Origin of the sequence: Providencia sp. PROV141 (assembly GCF_028481645.1) — a bacterium.
Lineage (GTDB): Bacteria > Pseudomonadota > Gammaproteobacteria > Enterobacterales > Enterobacteriaceae > Providencia > Providencia rettgeri.
In genome coordinates, this window is the sequence record NZ_JAMPPR010000014.1 from 219,361 (window position 1) to 240,065 (window position 20,705).

Here is a 20,705-nt window from a genome sequence, read left to right on the forward strand (position 1 = left end):
ATTAATGGACTCCTGATTCAGATTGCTGGCGACTCAAATGCCACTGCAATGCACTTTTAAGTATTAAGGTGATAATTGCCATTAGTGCGAGGATCCCTGCGGCCGTAAATGCGCCCACCGTATTATAATCCTGATGCAGTAATTCAACTTGCAACGGTAAGGTGTATGTTTCACCGCGAATAGCCCCAGAAACCACCGAAACCGCACCAAATTCACCGATCGCGCGGGCGTTAGTTAGAACTACCCCATACAATAATGCCCAGCGGATATTGGGTAATGTCACACGCCAAAACATCTTCCATCCTGAGGCCCCTAGTAAAACCGCCGCCTCATCTTCTTGGCTACCCTGACTTAACATTAGCGGGACTAGCTCACGTACCACAAAGGGGCAAGTGACAAAAATAGTCACCAATGCCATACCGGGCCATGAAAACATCAGTTGGATGTCAAAACCTTCAAGCCATCCACCAAACCAACTGTTTGAGCCATAAAAAAGTAAGTACAGCAAACCCGCCACAACAGGTGAAACCGCAAACGGAATATCAACTAGGGTTAGTAATAATTGGCGACCAGGAAACTGAAATCGCGTCACTAACCACGCCATCATGGTACCAAAGACTAAATTTACCGGGACCGTAATTAAAGCAATTAATACTGTTAAACCAATGGCATGTAGCATATCAGGGTCTGCCAAATTCAGTAAAACGGCATCTAACCCTTTTTGAAAAGCTGTAATAAATATCCAAACAATTGGAATAACTAATAGTAAAAATGAAAACAATAAACCTATCGCAATTAATAGCCATTTCCCCCAGTTAATTTGGGTACGACTAGCCGTATGAATGGGGGTAATTTGCGCCATTACTTGCCTCCTAACCGTTTACCGAAGCGGCTTTGTACTAAATTGACACTAAATAACAGTAACAATGAAACCGCTAAAATAACTGAGGCGACAGCACTGGCGGCCGGGTAATCAAATTGCTGTAACTGACTAAAAATCATTAATGAAACAACCTCGGTTTGCCATGCAATATTACCCGCAATAAATATAATGGCGCCAAACTCACCTAAACTACGTGTAAAGGATAAAACTGTTCCGGCTAATAAGGCGGGTGAAAGCTCCGGCAATACCACTCGGCGAAAGGTTTGCCAACGGCTAGCTCCTAGGGTCTGAGCAGCCTCTTCGTACTCAGGACCGAGCTCTTCCAACACTGGTTGAACCGTACGCACAACAAACGGAATACTGGTAAATGCCATTGCAACCGCAATTCCCAACCAAGTATTAACAACTTTAATATCAAACTGGTGCAGATATTGCCCATACCATCCCGAGGTTGCAAACAAGGTTGCTAATGTCAGCCCCGCCACAGCGGTAGGTAATGCAAAGGGTAAATCCACTAAACCATCTAAAAATAAACGCCCAGGAAAGCGATAACGCGTTAAAATCCAAGCTAATAACATGCCAAATACTGCATTAAACAAACTTGCGACTAACGCTGACAGTAACGTCACTTTATACGCCGCAACCACTTGCGGATAGCTTATGACGGCCCAATACTGCTGCCATGTCATTTCTGATAACTGAATTACCAATGCGCTCATGGGTAATAATAATATCAAACAGGTATAAAATAGACTGCTACCTAGCGTTAGCCCGAAACCTGGCAAAAAGCGCTTTCCTGAACGATTCATTAACGGCGCCCTTCTGCCATTAATTTGTCAAATTCTCCTCCAGTGGAGAAATGAACATCCATCACTTTTGGCCAGCTCTCAAATTGAGATTCAACCGTAAACAGCTGAGTTTCAGGAAATTTATCCTTATTCGCATTCATTACCGCTTTATCATTCACCCGATAATTATACTGAGTGATGATTTCTTGAGCCTGCGGACTATAGAGATAATTTAAGTAAGCTTTAGCGATGTCTTCAGTCCCATTTTTTTGTACATTTTTGTCGACCCAAGCAACAGGAAACTCTGCTAAGATATCCACTGGTGGCACAATAACTTCATAGTCTGACTCACCATACTGAGAGCGAATATTATTCACTTCAGATTCAAAGCTAATCAGGACGTCACCAAGCTCCCGCTCAATAAATGATGTTGTTGCACCACGCCCACCGGTATCAAATACCTCGACATTTTTCAAAAACTGTTTCATTTGCTCACGGGTTTTCGCTTTATCACCTTTATTTTCTTGGTTAAAAGCCCCCCATGCTGCAAGGTAGGTATAACGGCCATTTCCGGAAGTTTTTGGATTCGGAAAGATTAATTTGACATCTTCACGGACTAAATCATCCCACGTTTTAATTCCTTTAGGATTTCCTTTGCGCACTAAAAACGCCATGGTGGAATAATACGGTGAGCTATTATTTGGTAAGCGAGCTTGCCAGCCTGCTGGGATCAAATTGCCTTTATCATGCAAAATTTGTACATCGGTGACTTGGTTGTAGGTCACCACATCTGCTTTTAGCCCTTGTAAAATCGCCAAGGCTTGCTTTGATGAACCTGCGTGTGATTGCTTGATGGTTAATTTGTCATCAGGGTGAGCTTCATTCCACTGTTTTTCAAATGATGGGTTCAACGCCACAAATAATTCACGAGCAATATCATAAGAACTGTTAAGCAGTTCAGCTGCAATTAGTGGCGAGCTACCGAGTAATGAGACCGTTGCCAAACTCGCGAGTGCCGTTTTTTTCAAAAATGATTTTTTCATTCCACACCTGTTCGTAACTAAACCCAAATGACTAAGATTAAAACCACTGTATCTGTTTTGGTTATAACTGGGTAGCTATCAATCACCTTTTTATATATCAAATTGGAATAACAAAGAAATGAACGTCATAAGCAGAAAAATTAACTGATATTTTAATTAGTTAGCGATATGAATATTACTCAATGGAGGGGCATTCTATAAGTTAAATCATTACTAGGTAGTAAGTAAGCATTAATGATAACGGGTTAATAATAATAGAATAAATACAAATCATTATGTTTAAATTGCTAAGTATAAACAGTTACTCTAAATAATTTGTGTTACAGCTAGGCGGCAAGGAAGATTAGCCCTAGGAGCATACAATAGTATGTGACTAGGGTAATCTTACGTAGCCAACAACGCTGTAACGCAAAGAATGACGAGTAACGCTACAGAGACGTCAATGTCTCAATCGACGGAGCATAGTAATAACTGCCCGAAACCGCTTTCGTCATACGTAGTAAATCATCGTATTTACCGTCTTTTTCACCAAACATGCTTAATAATTGCTGCTCGATGTTGTGTAATCTTGCACAATAAGCCACAAAGAATAAGCCATGCTTACCGCTTGCTGTTCCATATGGCAAGCTGTGACGCATGACTTCAAGCTCTTCACCTTCTTCTTCAATAACCACACGGGAAACATGAGAGGTAACATTACGAGCATCTTCGTCCAGCTCAATACTGTCTTTTTTCGTCCGACCAATCATTTTCTCTTGTTCATGTTCCGAAAAACGATCCCATTTTCTTAAATCGTGTTCATAGCGTTGGACTAAAACATAGCTTCCGCCTTTATCTTCACCGTCTTCGATTAATGTGACTTCCGCAATTTCTTCCCCTTGCGGATTTTCGGTTCCATCAATAAAACCACTTAAATCTCTATCATCTACCCAACGGAAGCCATGAATTTCTTCAACCACAGAGATAGATTTACCAAATGCTTTTAAAGCCGCCTGTGCTAATGAAAAGTTAATATCGTGGCGCAGTGATTGAATATGAATAAACATATCCCGTTGAGTGGCAGGAGCGAGTCCTTTACCTAGCGTGTGAAATGGTTTCAATTCAGGGGCACTATTTGCCTTACCGAGCTGTTTCCAGATGTCAGAGCCAAACGCGATAACCGCGCCGAGGCGATCATCTGGGTATTGCGCTTGTAATTTGGTTAAAGCCTCGACAAAGCTTTTACATCCAGACTTGACTTCATCCAGAGATCCCTCTAGCACTTGCGCTTCAATAAAAATACCAAAACGGCTATGTTCTTTCAAAATACCACTTTGAGAATGAGACATACGGTAAACCTCGTAAAATGAATATGTTATATAACCTATTTCTTATATAAAACGATATTAATATCCTATCTTATCGTCATGATGTTCACCTTGTTTTAACGCAAGGGAATATAGGTTTCAGGTCTATTATAAGAAAGAAAATTTAAGAAAGGGGAAATTTCTTTGAAAACAACGAAAAAGAAGTATTAGTGGGAAGATATCGCCAGTCTGAATAGGCCCGACGATATCATTAACGAAATAAAACTATTTATGCCAAATAATTTGTGAGATTTGCCATGTTTTTAGGTCATTATCGGAAGGCATTAAGTCTTCTGGCCCTTGCCATTTACCCGTAAAACGGTAAACCACTTTACTTGATTGCGGTGAATTACATTCAATAGTCGGAACGTCATTGACCCGCTCACCTAAACCACAAATACCGAAGGCTTTTTGGTAAATTTCGCTAAATTCAGTGCCAACTGCAGGCCCCCATTCGGTGACGATATTCGGGTCATTCACTGTTATACGTGATACATAACCGTGCTCAGGGCCGACTATTTCTAATTTTACTTCATTGTCATCCATACCTTGGAAAACTGTGACCACATTCCCACTTTCCATTTGCATACCGCTGCGTAATGTATAGCGGTCACTAAGTTGTTTCTTAATGATATCCGCTTGCATTGGTGTAAAACTTGTCACTTGACCAAGCCCAGAGCTAGAAACCACCAGAGGTCCACTAAACCAAGTCGATGGCGAAAAAACCTTTACACCCGCACACCCTGATAACAAGGCAGCTCCACAGAGTAGAGAAACCTTCAACAACGGCGATAATCCATTATTACTGTTCAACTTTGCATGTTGGGACATATCATCCTCTTTTATGAGTCGCATAATGCATATTGTGACAATCTATTTACTAAAACATTCCCATGGAAAGTTAAATAAATAGTCAATTAACTTAAAAATCCGTTTCGTGCGTTAATTTTTTCGAATAAATCAAACGTTCAGGTTGTTCTTCTTCATACAACATTTTTTCAAACATGCAGATAGCAGCATCAGACTCTTCACTCACTAATAATTCTATTCTTCCGCAGCCTCTGGCTATCAGTTTTTTTTCTAGTCGACTCACTAATGCATTAGCAATACCACGGCCACGATATTCAGGATGAACGGCAAGATAAACAGCGGTGCCACGGATGCCATCGTAGCCCCCCATAATAGTACCGACAACTTCACCGGCAACTTCAGCCACTAAAAATAAGTCTGCCCCACACTGTAATTTGCGTTCAATATCGAGTTCAGGATCTCCTGAAAACTCATTGAGAGCACAACGCTCCCATAAGGTCAGGACGTCTTCATAATCACTTTGCCGAAAGACTCGTATTTCCATCTCATTTGCCTACTTAAGCTAATCTTTCTGCCATTATCTCTGCTTTTGCAACACAATCAATATTCAATATGCCTTTCTTCGAGCAAAAGGGTATACTTTAACCATTATTTATTTGCTATGGTTCTATTATAAAACAATGAATTACCCAGATATTGATCGCGTAAAAGCCTATTTGCAGAGCTTGCAAGAGACTATTTGCCAAAAAATTACTGAACTAGATGGTAAGCAAACTTTTCTAGAACAAACATGGGAACGAGCTGAAGGTGGTGGCGGTCGCAGCCGAGTACTAACTAAAGGGGCATTATTTGAACAAGCCGGGGTTAATTTCTCGCATATTAAAGGAGAAAAGTTACCTGCATCAGCCTCCGCACATCGGCCCGAGCTTGCTGGCCGTAGCTTCCAGGCAATGGGCGTCTCTCTTGTTATTCACCCTCTGAATCCTTACATTCCAACTACCCATGCCAATGTTCGTTTCTTTATCGCTGAAAAAGAAGGTTGTGAGCCCGTTTGGTGGTTTGGTGGCGGTTTTGATTTAACCCCTTTCTATGGTTTCCATGAAGATATCATCCACTGGCATACCGTTGCTCGTGATCTATGTCGCCCTTATGGCACTGATGTATATCCTAAATATAAAAATTGGTGCGATGAATACTTTTTCCTGAAACATAGAAATGAACCTCGTGGTGTTGGTGGACTATTTTATGATGACCTTAACCAAGGTGGTTTTGAGTCTTGTTTTAGCTTCACTCAAGCGGTGGGTAATGGTTTTTTAGATGCTTATGTCCCGATTGTTGAAAAACGCCGAGATCATGTATGGGGTGAAAGAGAGCGTCAATTCCAATTATATCGTCGCGGCCGCTACGTAGAATTCAACTTAGTATGGGATAGAGGTACATTATTTGGCTTACAAAGCGGAGGCCGCACAGAGTCAATTTTAATGTCAATGCCACCGATTGTTCGCTGGGAATACGACTATCATCCCGAACCTAGTAGCCCAGAAGCTGCCCTCTATACTGAATTTTTAGTCTTAAATAAAGAGTGGGTTTCGCCATAATTAATAACACTGGTTTATAAATTAAGGTAGAAAGATAACCGTTCTACCTTTCTAACATAAAATAACAATAATTAATTTTAAAGCTTAAATATCAGGTAGTTACAAAACAATCACGACAGATTATGATTCCATTTCACCCAACTGAATGGAGTTGTAATATGAATCAAATTTTAGGCCGTTCATTATTATCACCTTGTTTATTAGCAAGTTTAGTCACTAAATCAGGCCATACAGACTTAAAATCAACGCTCACGCATATCAATGATATTATGAGCCGAACCTATTCACATGAAGATGCATTACTCCACCGCAATAACCTTTCAGCTTGCCCTATAGATATGATAGGAAAGCGTTATAATCGCTTTATTCGCGATGCTCAACGCCCTGTCCCACATAAAAATCACTGGCATTCCGACCTGCCAATTTGTGAACGTTCAGGACTTCCACCTGATAGCCATATGCCACATGATGACTACGCGGTGATTATGCGCGAAGAAGATACTCATGCACCATCAGAACCAGCGGGGCAAGTATTTAATTCAATTGGCGTTATCCGTACTTTTTTTAAGGAAAAATTAAATATTGACCAAATTTTTGGCTGTTCTGCTGATATTAATGCGGTTATCCATTATGGAACAAACTACGCTAATGCATTTTGGAATTCTCAAGCTATTTTCTTTGGTGACGGGGATGGAATCGTTTTTGGCCCATTCTATAATGACATCGATATAATCGCTCACGAACTGGCTCACGGCTTTATTAGTTCAAAAGCTGATTTTAGATACACTTACCAGTCTGGTGCTCTCAATGAGTCTGTCGCAGATGTGCTTGGGATTATGGTGAAACAATATTTAAATAATGAAACAGCCGATGCTTCTAATTGGTTGCTAGGCGAAAATTTATTTATTGACCAAATAAACGCACCGGCACTACGTTCTATGATAAATCCAGGGGATGCTTATTATCTTTCTGACGATGTTAGAGACCCACAAGTTGGTCATATGTCTCAATATCAGGATTTACCTATTTTTATTGATAATGGCGGCGTGCATATTAACTCAGGCATTCCAAATAGAGCCTTTTACCTATTAGCTAAGAGTCTTGGAGGTTATACATGGGACATCGCCGGTAAAATTTGGCTTGAAGCTGTGTCTGACAACAAAGTGACAAAAAAGGCAACATTTATCGAATTTGCTGATGCAACGATCCGTGCTGCTAAGAAATTATTTGATGATAATATCGCGCAAAAAACACAGCAAAGCTGGTTAGATGTTGGATTAGTTGTAAAACTGCAATAATTTATATAAACAGTATTAAACTAATTTAAGATTAATTTTTCTATAAAACATAAAGGCCGATAATAAAGAGCTTAAAACAACTCTTTTATTCAGCCTTATTAATCAAACCTGCACGTTAACGTTTTTTCTTTTTTCTGCCTGGTTGTGTAAACTTTTTACGTGTCGGGTTTTCTGGTTTTACTTTAGGTTTACTTGGCGAATTCTGCTTTGTATTACTTTTGTTAGCAGAAGCTGACTTCTGTGGCTTTTTCAATTTTACATCTGATTCAGATTTTTCCATCATATCAAATAATTCAATCAGTTCATCATCTGTTAAATCACGCCACTCCCCGACAGGAATGCCTGTTAACTTAACATTCATGATGCGAACACGTTCAAGTTTAGTGACTTCAAAACCAAAGTGCTCACACATACGACGAATTTGACGGTTCAACCCCTGTACAAGGGTAATTCTAAAAACAAAAGGGGCCTCTTTCTTGACCTTACATTTTTTCGTCATTGTACCAAGAATGGGTACTCCAGCCCCCATTCCACGAATAAAGTCATCTGTTACGGGTTTATTGACAGTGACTAAATACTCTTTTTCATGAGAATTGCCTGCCCGTAAAATTTTATTCACCAAATCCCCATGGTTGGTGAGAAAAATTAGCCCTTGAGAGTCTTTATCTAAGCGGCCAATCGGGAAAATTCGGGTACTATGATTAACATAATCAACAATATTATCTTTTTCACCACTCTCTGTCGTACTAACAATACCGACAGGCTTATTAAGTGCGATTAACACTAAATCTTCTTCATTACGCGGTTCGATTAATTGCCCATTAACTTTTACCACGTCACCAGAAAAAACTTGGTCGCCAATTCCTGCACGCTTACCATTAATAAATACATTACCCTGTTCAATATAACGGTCAGCTTCACGTCTTGAGCAAATACCACTTTCACTAATATATTTGTTTAAACGTGTAGAAGAACGAGTGTCCATAATTTTCCTCAATCTTTAATTCTTACCCTACGTTCATCATGATCTATGTTGGTAACGTGAGGGTGATATTTATTATTAAAATATTAATCCAGATAATATTAAAAAGCCGTAACATAATGACTTTGTTACGGCTTTTATACGTCCAATAGGGCTAATTAAGCCTTCATCAGCGCTTTATTGATTAGCGTTTTTTCAAGTGCTGCATCAAACGCTTACGCTTACGCAACTGGGTTGGCGTTAACTTATTCTTCTTATCTGCATAAGGATTTTCCCCCTCTTTAAACAGAATTCGAATTGGCGTTCCCATCACTTGCAATGAACGGCGGAAGTAATTCATCAAATAACGTTTATAGCTATCAGGTAAATCAGAAACTTGGTTACCGTGGATCACCACAATTGGTGGATTGTGTCCCCCCGCATGGGCATACTTCATTTTAACACGACGACCGCGAATAAGCGGTGGTTGGTGCTCATCTTCTGCCATCTTCATGATACGAGTTAATAATGCGGTACCTACTCGACGAGTTGCAGACTCATACGCTTCTTGCACTGATTCAAATAGGTTCCCCACACCACTACCATGTAGTGCAGAAATAAAGTGAATACGCGCGAAATCAACGAAACCAAGGCGCAGTTCAAGCATGTCTTTAACGTGCTCGCGGTCTTCTGGCTTCATACCATCCCATTTATTGACTGCAATCACCAATGAACGACCCGCATTGAGGATAAAGCCAAGTAAAGATAAATCTTGGTCAGATATACCTTCACGTGCATCAATAACTAATAGTACGACGTTCGCGTCTTCAATCGCTTGCAATGTTTTGATAACAGAGAATTTCTCCACTGTTTCAGTAACTTTTCCACGCTTACGTACGCCTGCGGTATCGATTAAAATGTACTCACGATCATCGCGTTCCATTGGGATGTAAATGCTGTCACGGGTAGTTCCCGGCATATCAAACACCACAACACGCTCTTCACCTAAAATACGGTTGGTTAATGTCGATTTACCGACATTCGGACGGCCAACGATGGCTAATTTAATCGGTAATGTTGTTGGATCGAAGTCATCTTCTTCGTCTTCATCAAGCTCACATTGAGCTTCTAACTCAGCCCAATATGCCGCATTTTCTTCTTCCTCAGTCAACTCAACTTCTTCCTCGTCTTCTCCCACAAAAGGTTTCAACGATTGTTCAATTAGCTGAGTAACACCGCGACCATGTGATGCCGCGATCGGGTGAATTTCGCCTAGGCCAAGAGAATAAAAATCTCCGATTGCCGTAGTTACATCAATTCCATCGGTTTTGTTTGCGACTAAATAGGTTTTTTTCTTGCGACTACGAAGATGTTTGGCAATGCCTTCATCAGCGGGCATTAACCCGGCTCTTGCGTCAACCATAAACAGAACAATATCTGCCTCTTCAATTGCTTGCAAGGACTGTGCGGCCATGTGCGTTTCTACACCTTCCTCAGTCCCATCGATACCACCCGTGTCAATAATAATGAATTCATGCCCTTCAACTTCAGCACGACCATATTTACGATCACGTGTCAGACCGGGAAAGTCCGCTACTAATGCGTCACGGGTACGGGTTAAACGGTTAAATAACGTGGATTTTCCTACGTTTGGACGCCCTACCAGCGCTACGACGGGTATCATTTTTAGATGCCTCACAACTTTTATTAACTAAAGGAATTCTGAGGCTTTAACTCAGAAAACAAAAAAACGAAACGGCTCCTGTCTTCAGGAACCGTTGATTTTATCGATAAATTGGCGGTTTGTCAGAAAATTAACGAGTTAACAGGTAAACTGTTCCGTTTTTTGTCTGAACCATTAGCTTATCACTTGCAACCACTGGACGACTGTGAATACCGGAGCTGTTTAATTTGTTTTGTGCAACAAACCCGCCCGTACTCATGTCTAACCAATGCAGATAACCTTCTTTATCACCGACAACAAGGTAACCATTATACATTTCTGGCGCAGATAGCCCACGGTTTAACAGGTCTTCCTGTGTCCACAGTGTTACACCATCGCTTTTACGAACAGATAACACGCGGCCATTTTGGTCAACGAGGTACAGGTTTTCACCTGACATCACCATGTCATTGATTGAGCCAAGCTCGCGTTTCCACAGAATTTGGCCTGAACGCATATCCAGCGCTGCTAAAGTACCATTATAAGCAATCGCATACACTTTACCGTCATCAATAATTGGTGTCATATCGACATCATTTAAGCGGCCGATTTCTGTCGAACTTGTCACTTGCGAAATACGTTGTTGCCAAATTAATTGGCCTTGAGACAATAGCACCGCACTGACACGGCCGTTATCCCCACCGACAATCGCAGCACCAAAAGCAACCGCAGGAGCAGATTCACCACGTAATGACAACGATGGAGTATCCATGTTAACGGTCCACTTAATTTCACCACTATTGACATCTAAAGCTTGTAGTTGACCATTACTGGTGTGAATAATAACAAAGTCATTACTCACAACAGGTTTAGAAAGGGCTTCGCCTGCAACTTCGACATCCCAAGCAACTTGGCCATCTTCTTTATTCAGAGCAATAACGGTTCCGCGCTCAGTACCGACAAAGATTTTGTCGCCATCAACGGTTAAACCACCGGATAGCAATGCTGACAAGTTAGCAGAAAGAAAACCTGTTCGTTTAGATAAATCGACTGACCACAGCTCTTTGCCACTATCAAGTTCAAATGCTTTAACTAAACCTTTGCGGTCTGCTGCATAAACCGCTGAACCATCCCAAACAGGTGATAATTCAGAATAAAATTGTTCAACACCATTTCCAACCGATTTATCCCAAACAATTGATGGGGTGAATTGATTTTCAACCTGTGGAAGTGGCGCCATGATAATAGAATCAGTTTCGCTGGAACAACCGGCAAGTAAAGCTGAAGCGACTAGGCCAACTAAAAGTGTTTTGCGCAACTGCATGTTTGTCGTTTCCTTTCTTCTTATGAATTAGATACGTTGTTCAACTTCAGAGTCAAAATACCTCTAATAGATTGAGAGCCTTCACTTTCTAACCCCTGAGCATAAGCGGCTTTTGCACCAGCTTTATCACCCTTATGGAGTAAAGCATCACCACGGACATCCTGTGCCGTTGCTTGCCATGATTTACTTTTAATATTTGCAACTGACGCTATCGCGCCATCAGCATTACCTTGGGCTAATTGCACTCGCGCTAAACGCAAGTTAATTAAATCTTGCATATCCACGGTTTTTGCCTTGGCTAATGCATTGGTCAATGCAGTTTGTGCATTCGCTAAATCGCCTTTATCCACCGCGATTTGCGCAAGCTCTAAGCCCATCATCGCACTGTATACATCGTCGGTTTCAGCCGCGAATTTTTGCGCTGCAACAATACCTTGCTCTGAGCCTGAACGTAATTGGCTATTTACTGCTTCAAACTTTTGCGCACTTTCCTGCAGTACATTGGTTTTATGAGACTGCCAGTAATTCCAACCAAATACACCACCAACGCCAATTACGAGGCCAACAACTAATGCCACGCCATTATTCGCAAAAAAGCGTTTAATCGCATCGACTTGATCATTTTCGTTTGTATAGACTTCCACTTGTCTCTCCTTAACCTAATAACTCGGCGATGCGTGACGCCATAAGTTGCTGCGAAATGGTTTCTTGTACGCCTGTGCGTAAATCTTTCAATGTGACTTGGTCATTTTTAATTTCATCTTCCCCCAAGATCAGTGCAATTTTAGCGCCTTGTTTGTCCGCTCTTGCTAACTGTTTCTTGAAGTTACCACCACCGTGGTTAGTCATTAACCGCAGTGTTGGTAGTGCATCACGTACTTTTTCGGCTACTAATATCGCTGCTTGCTGGCTATCTTCGCCAAAAGAAGCAAGATAAACATCAGCAACTGAAGCATCCGCTGTAAATTCTGGGTTAACTTCTTGGACTAATAGCACCATCCGTTCCATACCCATGGCAAAACCAACCGCAGGTGTTGCACGACCGCCTAATTGTTCAACTAAGCCGTCATATCGACCGCCCGCGCAAACTGTGCCTTGTGAGCCCAGTGCCGTTGTTACCCACTCAAAAACGGTTCGGTTATAGTAGTCAAGACCACGAACTAAGCGTTGATTAACACGATATTGAACCCCTGCAGCTTCTAATAACTTACATAAGCCATCAAAGTGCTCACGTGATTCGACATCAAGGTAATCAAACAGTTCAGGTGCATCATTCAATAAAGCCTGAATTTCTTGATTTTTAGAATCTAAAACGCGTAGAGGATTTGTATACATGCGACGCTTACAATCTTCATCCAGCTTGTCTTTATGCTGTTCTAAGAAAGCAACTAAAGCCTCACGGTAATTGGCACGCGCTTCTAATGAGCCAATCGAGTTCAGCTCTAAAGTCACATGCTCACTAATGCCTAACGCTTTCCACCAGCGCGCCGTCATTAAGATGACTTCAGCATCGATATCAGGACCTGCAAGACCAAAAACTTCAGCCCCTAACTGGTGAAATTGACGATAACGGCCTTTTTGTGGGCGCTCATAACGGAACATAGGTCCTAAATACCACAAACGCTGTTCCTGATTGTACAGCAAACCATGCTCAATACCGGCACGGACACAACCAGCGGTATTTTCAGGGCGTAATGTCAGACTTTCATCGTTGCGGTCATTGAAAGTGTACATTTCTTTTTCAACGACATCCGTCACTTCACCAATCGCTCTGCGAAATAGCGGGGTCTGCTCTACAATCGGGGTACGAATTTCACTAAAACCATAACCATGTAAAATATTTTTCAATGTTGCTTCGATTTTCTGCCATACACGCGTGTCAGCTGGTAAGTAATCATTCATGCCGCGAATGGCTTGGATATTTTTTCCCACTTTATTTCTCTATTTTCAGAATTACATAAGTTTGATTATAAGAGCGAAATATCATCTGGTTCAATCAACAAACACCAATTACTGATACTAATCGGGATTTATCTGTCAATTTGTACGGTGAGCGACCGATTTTAGAAAAAAATGCGGACGATTGATATAGTGTTTGTTCTAAACATGCCAAACGACTCTGTGAGCCGCTTAGCAGTAGAATACACAAAATTAATCTTTTAAGTTGACCTCAATCCGCTTGCTTTCATCCATCATCGCCGCTTTGGCTCGAATTTTAGCCTCTAACTGGTCGATAATGTTGTCATTATCAAAACGCTCTTTTTGACGTTTACCGTCTTCATAAAAACCGCTCTTGGTTTTTGCCCCTGCAACGCCTAGCGTAGAAACTTCCGCTTCACCGGGGCCATTAACCACACAGCCAATAATCGATACATCCATTGGTGTAATGATATCTTCTAAACGCTGTTCTAATTCATTCACGGTACCAATCACATCAAACTCTTGCCGTGAACAAGTTGGACAAGCAATAAAATTAATACCACGCGAACGAATCCGCAGTGATTTTAAGATATCAAAACCCACTTTAACTTCTTCAACAGGGTCAGCAGCTAAAGAAATACGCAAGGTATCACCGATACCTTCAGACAGTAACATTCCTAAGCCAATTGCAGATTTTACTGATCCTGCACGGGCACCACCGGCTTCGGTAATCCCTAAATGCAGGGGTTGATCGATTTTATTCGCTAATAAACGGTAAGAGCCGACAGCAAGAAATACATCTGATGCTTTTACGCTGACCTTAAACTGATCAAAATTAAGTCTGTCTAAGATGTCCACATGGCGCATTGCTGACTCAACTAATGCCTCCGGTGTTGGCTCGCCGTACTTCTCTTGAATATCTTTTTCAAGGGAACCACCATTAACCCCAATACGAATTGGAATATTGTAGTGGCGTGCGCAATCAACAACTTGGCGAATACGTTCTTCGCTACCAATATTACCTGGATTAATACGCAAGCAATCAACGCCGTATTCCGCTACTTTTAATGCAATACGATAGTCAAAATGGATATCCGCCACCAGTGGAACATTAACTTGTTGTTTAATCAGTTTAAATGCTTCAGCGGCATCCATGGTAGGAACAGAAACACGCACAATATCAACACCAACACGCTCAAGGGATTTTATTTGGCGAACGGTGGCTTCGACATCAGTTGTACGGGTATTCGTCATTGACTGGACAGCGATAGGTGCGCCATCGCCTACTGGCACGCTACCTACGTTGATACGAGTGGATTTACGTCTTTTTATCGGTGATTCATTATGCATTTTGGTTTAATTCTCCGAACGTCCATGTGCTCTTTGTTACCGTGGTACTCTTTGTTACCGTGATATTCTTTGTTACCGTGATATAGTTTTAACGATTATTTTTATACGCTCAACTATACACAAGAAAGCAAACTATAGCCTATCAAAAAAGATGTTTTCGGATATAGTTTGCTTCTTTTTACCTGTCTGTTTTTAGGCTTCAGGTAACTTCAATTTTGCCGGACGTTTCGCTTTAATGAAGCGGCTTAAATCAACAGCGTTGCCTTGGAACTGTACAGTAACATTCGCGGGTGCACCAATATTCAGGCGATAAGGTTGCGGCCCATCGAGTTCCAACTTATCACCACTATTTTTGGTGCCACTGAATAGGATTTTATTATTTGCATCACGAATTTCTAACCAGCACTGGCCAGTAAAATTCAATACTAGGGCTTGGCTGCTTGCAGCAACAGGTTCAGTCGTTTCTGTATTTTGTGTTCTGTCTAATGCAACTGAAGATTGTGGGGCATTAGGTAATGGAATTGTTCTGACCGGCTCAGTGATAGGGTCAGTGGCTAATACGGGTTCTTGAGTTTGTAATTCAAGGGTATTTTCCGGTACAGCAGGTGCCGTATCAGTTGAGACGACCTCTGTTGATGTCAGTAATTCAACTGGTGTGGTGTTGTTATCTTGTTGGGACAAAATCAAATCATTTTGATTTGCCATTGAAACTAGCTCATCTTTTTGGGCGTTATGATCTTGCCACCACCATACGCCAACCATTGCGATGAGAACAATCACAATCAACCAAGTCAGTTTCATTAACCAACCTTCACGCTTTTTGCGTTTTTTCCCCAAAGAATAACTTTGCATAGGAGAAACTTTGGCTAATGTAACGGTTTCTTCTGTTTTCATATACGTTTTTAATTCGCTCTCGGGTATGCCTACCATACGAGCATAAAGGCGAATATAACCACGCAAAAATGTCGGTTCCACGCCAGCGGGAGCAATATCTTGTTCTATCTCTTTTACCGTACTGATTTTAAGGCATAATCGTTCTGCAACAACATCTTGGGTTAGACCCATGCGCTCACGTGCTTGCGTCAATAATTGTCCTACTGTGGTCGTAGCTTGTTCGGTATTATTTTCGATAGTCATTTGCTGGCAACACTATTTCCAAGTTTAAAAGATATAAAGCGAACATTGAGCAGCTTTATTCGTCAATAATTTATCATCATGTTGAAACAACAATTAAATTTTTCTTATTGCTTCTACTATTGTAGGTGAACAAAGGCGTTTTGCCTAACTCTAAAACGCCCTAAATCATCACCTAATTCACTGATTCAAGCTTATTTATAAATCAGACTGTTTTTACCTTGATAGGTTCCCCTGCTAAGCGTTTTTTCAACGTTCGTTTTGTTCTGTCGATCACGTCGCCAGCAAGTTGCCCACAGGCAGCATCAATATCATCACCCCGCGTTTTGCGCACTATCGTGGTGAAACCATATCCCATCAATACTTTACAAAAACGGTCAATACGACTGTTCGAACTTCTACCGTATGGCGCCCCTGGGAACGGGTTCCATGGAATTAAATTAATCTTGCTCGGTGTATTTTTTAAACATTCCGCTAATTGATGTGCTTGCTCAACACTGTCGTTCACGTGATCTAACATCACATACTCAACGGTTACTCGCCCTGCATTAGCATTCGATTTCGTTAAATAACGATTCACACTGTTGAGGAAGGTTTCAATATTGTATTTTTTATTAATTGGAACGATATCGTCACGGATATCATCTGTTGGCGCATGCAATGAAATCGCTAACGCAACATCAATCATATCCCCTAGTTTATCCAGTGCAGGTACAACACCTGAAGTGGAAATCGTGACACGGCGCTTAGATAAACCAAAACCGAAGTCATCTAACATAATTTCCATCGCAGGAACGACGTTATTCAAATTCAGCAATGGTTCGCCCATTCCCATCATCACGACGTTGGTAATTGGACGGCGTCCACTGGACTTTAGCGAACCAATAATTTTGGCTGCTCGCCAAACCTGACCAATAATTTCTGAAACACGTAAGTTACGGTTGAAGCCTTGTTGCGCCGTCGAGCAGAATTTACATTCCAATGCACAACCTACTTGTGAAGAAACGCACAATGTTGCACGGTCTGCTTCTGGGATATATACCGTTTCAACCAGTTGGTCACCCACTTTGATTGCCCACTTAATGGTGCCATCTGATGAACGCTGTTCATCAGCAACTTCCGGTGCACGGATTTCCGCGACTTCTTTCAGTTTTGCTCTAAGGACTTTATTAATATCGGTCATTTGGTCAAAATCATCATAGCAATAATGATAAATCCATTTCATGACCTGATCCGCGCGGAATGGTTTTTCACCCATTTGAGCAAAGAACTCGCGCATTTGCTTGCGGTTTAAATCAAGTAAATTGGTTTTTTGGTTCGTTTTTTCTGGTGTGACAGAAATAGCGGAAGAAGTTGCACATTGTGCATCTGTCGTCATATCAGACATGGTGTATTGCCTCGTTGTTACACTTTCGGCAGTGCTAATGGTGAGTATAGCACGACGTAATTTTTGCGGTCTTAAAAATATAATCGCCCCGCTAATCATAGCAGGGCGTCGCATTGTACAAACTTTATAACAATAATGCTAATGCATTAGTTAAAGAAGTCTTAGCGTGGGCAGATTTCATCAGCAGTGAAGAAATACGCGATTTCACGTGCAGCAGATTCTTCAGAGTCTGAACCGTGAGTTGCGTTTTCAGTGAAGCTGTCTGCGTAATCTGCGCGTAAAGTACCCGCTAATGCGTTATCTGGGTTAGTTGCACCCATCAGGTCACGGTGACGTTGGATTGCGTTTTCACCTTCTAACACTTGCAGCATGATAGGGCCTGAAGTCATGAATTCAACCAGACCTTCAAAGAAAGGACGGCCTTTGTGTTCAGCGTAGAAGCCTTCAGCTTGCTCACGAGTCAAATGCATCATTTTAGCAGCGATGATTGTGAAACCCGCGCTTTCAAAACGGTTGTAGATTGCACCAATAACGTTTTTCTTCACAGCGTTTGGTTTAATAATAGAAAATGTACGTTGAACAGTCATAAATAACCTCTTAGCGATTCATTAGGCCTTTATTCTTTATTCTTCCCTGTGACTTAGGATGTAAGAACTTAAAATAGGCATGTTGTAGTTTTTTATATTATTTCTAATTCTATTGTTAGGCTTTTAGACTTCAAAAGCAACCATATCTAGGAAAAAGAAAAATAAGGCGATGATTATAGGGGCTCTGATTACAATTTCCTACAGTCACAACAACATTTTGTTAAACTTTTTATAGCAAAAAACACTATTTTTTCGGGTAAGTCACGTTTTTCATCTATTACTTCACTCTAAAGCTCATTGCCGTCACTTGGCCGCTTAAATCTAATACCGAAATTTGGTAGTTTCCACTTTTATCGAGTGTCAGCAAAATAGAACTGTTTTGCTCGGTTGTATTCACTTGTTCTCCGTTTAAAAACCACCATTTCTGCCCTTGTCCACCCTGCGTGACTAAACGTAAATCTAAGCTGGTTTTCCCGGGTAGACGCTGTAAAACTTCCCCATCACGGATACCAGAAATCAATAATGGCGGCATTTCTAGCTTCAATGGCGGGCAAGCTGAATCCGCCTTAGGTAACCGATTTTCCCGTTTCTCACTGCTTGGTAACCATGACTCCACAGTAATCGGCCATAAATGTACTTCTTTTTCCTGTGCATTTGGGCAATCTGCCGCGACTTGTTGCCCTTTGTCATTCACCCAGATTTTTTGTCTTAATCCTAATAGTGACTCTTGGTCTCGCACCATTAACGTGGGTGGAAGGGTGTTATCCAAGATCCAACTAAGACGCCTTTGGCGGCAATTATTATCATCTTTCAGTAATGAAGTTCCTCCCGGCCAACAGATCACCGCTTGGCTCACACTGGCAGGTTTCACATCTTTTGGTAGCGGTTCGTGGGATTGATAGATTTTGCTCAGTAACATGCCATTAATTTGATTCATAATCGGAATAGCGGTTGCAAAGCCTAGCTGCCCTGCTACAGGCGTTGCATCTGGCCGACCAACCCAAACGCCGATGGTATAACGCGGATTAACACCAATCGCCCACGCATCACGATAACCATAACTGGTTCCCGTTTTCCATGCCAAATTGAGTTGCCCTGCTAAATTAGCCTCAGGAACAGGTCGTGCTTCCCCGCCCATAATACGACGTATTATCCATGCAGCTCCTGGTGACATCAGCGCCCTATCGCGAATTTCATCGGTTGGTTTAAAGCGTAACGGTGACACATTGCCTTTTCGCGCAAATGCGCTATAGGCAGAAACTAAATCTTCCATCCGTGTGGCTGTGCCACCTAAAATCAGCGATAAGTTTGGTTCACTCCCTAACGGAAAGCGCAGCTCAGTCCCAACATTGCGTAGTTGAGCGGTAAATCGTTTACTGCCATACACATCTAATAACTGAACCACCGGTAAATTCAATGAACGAACGAGTGCATCGCTAACACTCACTGGCCCATTAAAACCACTGTCAAAGTTCCCCGGACGGTAATCATTAAAGCGCCGTGGAACATCTTGTAATAACGATTCCGCATGGATGAGCCCGTCATCCATTGCTAATGCGTATAAAAATGGTTTTAACGTTGAGCCTGGAGAGCGCCAAGCGCTAATCATGTCCACATGGCCAAAACGGCTATCATCTTGAAAATCAATTGAGCCAATATACGCTTTCACTGCCATATCTGTATGATCAACCACCAAAATTCCCAATGATGTTTGTTTTGGTAGTTGGTTTTTCCAATTCATGGCCATATCTTCCAGTTGCCTTTGCAAACTGGCATCGATAGTGGTTTCAATGATGGACTGTTGCGTATCTTTGGTTACCCGCCTTGCAAGTAAAGGGGCTGAATGCGGGTTCTTCCGCGGTGCTAACCAAATTTGTTCTTGTTTAATATCGGCAACTTTTTCAGGGCTCCAGACTTGGTATTCCTCTAGTCTATCCAATACTTTATCACGTGCAGCTTGTGCCCTTTCTGGATATCTATCCGGTCTTAAACGGCTCGGAGCTTGCGGCAATACGGCAAATAATGCCGCTTCACTCGCCGTCAATTTTGCCGGTGACTTATTCAAATATACCCAGCTAGCTGCGCCAATACCTTCAATGGTTCCGCCATACGGAGCACGGTTTAAATACATTTCTAAAATTTCATCTTTCGAATAGTGATATTCGAGTTGAGCCGTACGCCAAAGCTGTTTCAGCTTACCACCCAATGTTCTTTCATGGGGATCAATTAACCGTGCAACTTGCATCGAAATGGTACTTCCGCCCGACACAATACGCCCTGAACTCACAAACTGCCCCGCGGCCCTAATCAGCGAAAACGGGTTTACCCCCGGATGACGATAAAAATGACGATCTTCATACGTTAGTAACGCTTCGATAAAATCAGGAGAAACCTCTTCGAGTGTAACAGGAAAGCGCCAAATTCCCTCTTTGTCTGCAAAGCGCCACAATGGTGTACCATCCGCTGCAACCACGGTTCGTGCCATTTCAATTTGCTTAATCGGCAACGGCCAAATTTTATCAGCGGCTAAAAAAGCCAGTGGCAAAATAATGACCAACAGAACCAGTGTAATGCCTGTGCGACGTAACCATTTTTTCATTGATGGGAGTACCG

General features: G+C 41.8%; 18 protein-coding genes. 2 read left to right on the plus strand and 16 right to left on the minus strand.

Annotated elements, in window-relative coordinates:
* Window position 1 precedes the first annotated feature (1 nt).
* The 6 genes from cysW to PSF09_RS09705 all read right to left on the minus strand — a co-directional run bounded on the left by cysW (window position 2) and on the right by PSF09_RS09705 (window position 5,414).
* On the minus strand, window positions 2–862 hold the full coding sequence (gene cysW, locus PSF09_RS09680) for a sulfate/thiosulfate ABC transporter permease CysW (RefSeq protein ID WP_210837966.1): 861 nt from the start codon (window positions 860–862) through the stop codon (window positions 2–4).
* Window positions 862–1,692, minus strand: a complete 831-nt coding sequence (cysT, locus tag PSF09_RS09685; RefSeq protein ID WP_004912608.1) for a sulfate/thiosulfate ABC transporter permease CysT — start codon at window positions 1,690–1,692, stop codon at window positions 862–864. Before cysT ends, cysW begins: the two co-directional genes overlap by 1 nt.
* On the minus strand, window positions 1,692–2,714 hold the full coding sequence (locus PSF09_RS09690; RefSeq protein ID WP_272665882.1) for a sulfate ABC transporter substrate-binding protein: 1,023 nt from the start codon (window positions 2,712–2,714) through the stop codon (window positions 1,692–1,694). Before PSF09_RS09690 ends, cysT begins: the two co-directional genes overlap by 1 nt.
* Before the next feature lie 428 nt (window positions 2,715–3,142).
* Window positions 3,143–4,042 (minus strand): Dyp-type peroxidase, encoded by a 900-nt coding sequence (locus PSF09_RS09695; protein ID WP_210837968.1) that lies wholly within the window; start codon window positions 4,040–4,042, stop codon window positions 3,143–3,145.
* Window positions 4,043–4,285: 243 nt separating this feature from the next.
* The gene (locus PSF09_RS09700) at window positions 4,286–4,891 is read right to left on the minus strand and encodes an RpoE-regulated lipoprotein (RefSeq protein WP_272665883.1); all 606 of its coding nucleotides are present in this window, start codon (window positions 4,889–4,891) and stop codon (window positions 4,286–4,288) included.
* Between the two features lie 91 nt (window positions 4,892–4,982).
* The gene (locus PSF09_RS09705; protein WP_004912619.1) at window positions 4,983–5,414 is read right to left on the minus strand and encodes a GNAT family acetyltransferase; all 432 of its coding nucleotides are present in this window, start codon (window positions 5,412–5,414) and stop codon (window positions 4,983–4,985) included.
* A gap of 136 nt (window positions 5,415–5,550) precedes the next feature.
* Here PSF09_RS09705 and hemF point away from each other — a divergent pair, with 136 nt between their 5' ends.
* Window positions 5,551–6,468: an oxygen-dependent coproporphyrinogen oxidase gene (gene hemF / locus PSF09_RS09710; protein WP_272665884.1), complete on the plus strand. Its 918-nt coding sequence runs from the start codon at window positions 5,551–5,553 to the stop codon at window positions 6,466–6,468.
* A 158-nt stretch (window positions 6,469–6,626) separates the two neighbouring features.
* Entirely contained in the window at window positions 6,627–7,766 is a 1,140-nt protein-coding gene (locus PSF09_RS09715; protein WP_272665885.1) for a M4 family metallopeptidase, read from the plus strand.
* Between the two features lie 115 nt (window positions 7,767–7,881).
* On the opposite strand, the gene rluF is transcribed toward PSF09_RS09715, so the two are convergent.
* From rluF to pbpC, 10 genes are all read right to left on the minus strand, one after another.
* Window positions 7,882–8,751 (minus strand): 23S rRNA pseudouridine(2604) synthase RluF, encoded by an 870-nt coding sequence (gene rluF, locus PSF09_RS09720; protein ID WP_272665886.1) that lies wholly within the window; start codon window positions 8,749–8,751, stop codon window positions 7,882–7,884.
* Window positions 8,752–8,932: 181 nt separating this feature from the next.
* Complete coding sequence (gene der, locus PSF09_RS09725; RefSeq protein WP_272665887.1) at window positions 8,933–10,411, minus strand: ribosome biogenesis GTPase Der; 1,479 nt, start codon at window positions 10,409–10,411, stop codon at window positions 8,933–8,935.
* Window positions 10,412–10,541: 130 nt separating this feature from the next.
* Window positions 10,542–11,714, minus strand: a complete 1,173-nt coding sequence (gene bamB, locus PSF09_RS09730; protein WP_272665888.1) for an outer membrane protein assembly factor BamB — start codon at window positions 11,712–11,714, stop codon at window positions 10,542–10,544.
* A 20-nt stretch (window positions 11,715–11,734) separates the two neighbouring features.
* Window positions 11,735–12,358 (minus strand): YfgM family protein, encoded by a 624-nt coding sequence (locus PSF09_RS09735; RefSeq protein WP_004912636.1) that lies wholly within the window; start codon window positions 12,356–12,358, stop codon window positions 11,735–11,737.
* Between the two features lie 10 nt (window positions 12,359–12,368).
* On the minus strand, window positions 12,369–13,646 hold the full coding sequence (hisS, locus tag PSF09_RS09740; RefSeq protein ID WP_272683827.1) for a histidine--tRNA ligase: 1,278 nt from the start codon (window positions 13,644–13,646) through the stop codon (window positions 12,369–12,371).
* A gap of 219 nt (window positions 13,647–13,865) precedes the next feature.
* Window positions 13,866–14,984, minus strand: coding sequence for a flavodoxin-dependent (E)-4-hydroxy-3-methylbut-2-enyl-diphosphate synthase (ispG, locus tag PSF09_RS09745; RefSeq protein ID WP_140172321.1), 1,119 nt, complete (start codon window positions 14,982–14,984; stop codon window positions 13,866–13,868).
* A 192-nt stretch (window positions 14,985–15,176) separates the two neighbouring features.
* Window positions 15,177–16,121 carry a cytoskeleton protein RodZ gene (gene rodZ / locus PSF09_RS09750; RefSeq protein WP_272683828.1) on the minus strand — a complete coding sequence of 315 codons (945 nt, stop codon included), beginning with the start codon at window positions 16,119–16,121 and terminating at the stop codon, window positions 15,177–15,179.
* 202 nt (window positions 16,122–16,323) lie between these two features.
* Entirely contained in the window at window positions 16,324–17,505 is a 1,182-nt protein-coding gene (locus PSF09_RS09755) for a bifunctional tRNA (adenosine(37)-C2)-methyltransferase TrmG/ribosomal RNA large subunit methyltransferase RlmN (RefSeq protein ID WP_004912645.1), read from the minus strand.
* Between the two features lie 161 nt (window positions 17,506–17,666).
* The gene (gene ndk, locus PSF09_RS09760) at window positions 17,667–18,092 is read right to left on the minus strand and encodes a nucleoside-diphosphate kinase (protein ID WP_004264899.1); all 426 of its coding nucleotides are present in this window, start codon (window positions 18,090–18,092) and stop codon (window positions 17,667–17,669) included.
* Window positions 18,093–18,369: 277 nt separating this feature from the next.
* Complete coding sequence (gene pbpC, locus PSF09_RS09765; RefSeq protein WP_272683829.1) at window positions 18,370–20,691, minus strand: peptidoglycan glycosyltransferase PbpC; 2,322 nt, start codon at window positions 20,689–20,691, stop codon at window positions 18,370–18,372.
* Between the last annotated feature and the right edge of the window lie 14 nt (window positions 20,692–20,705).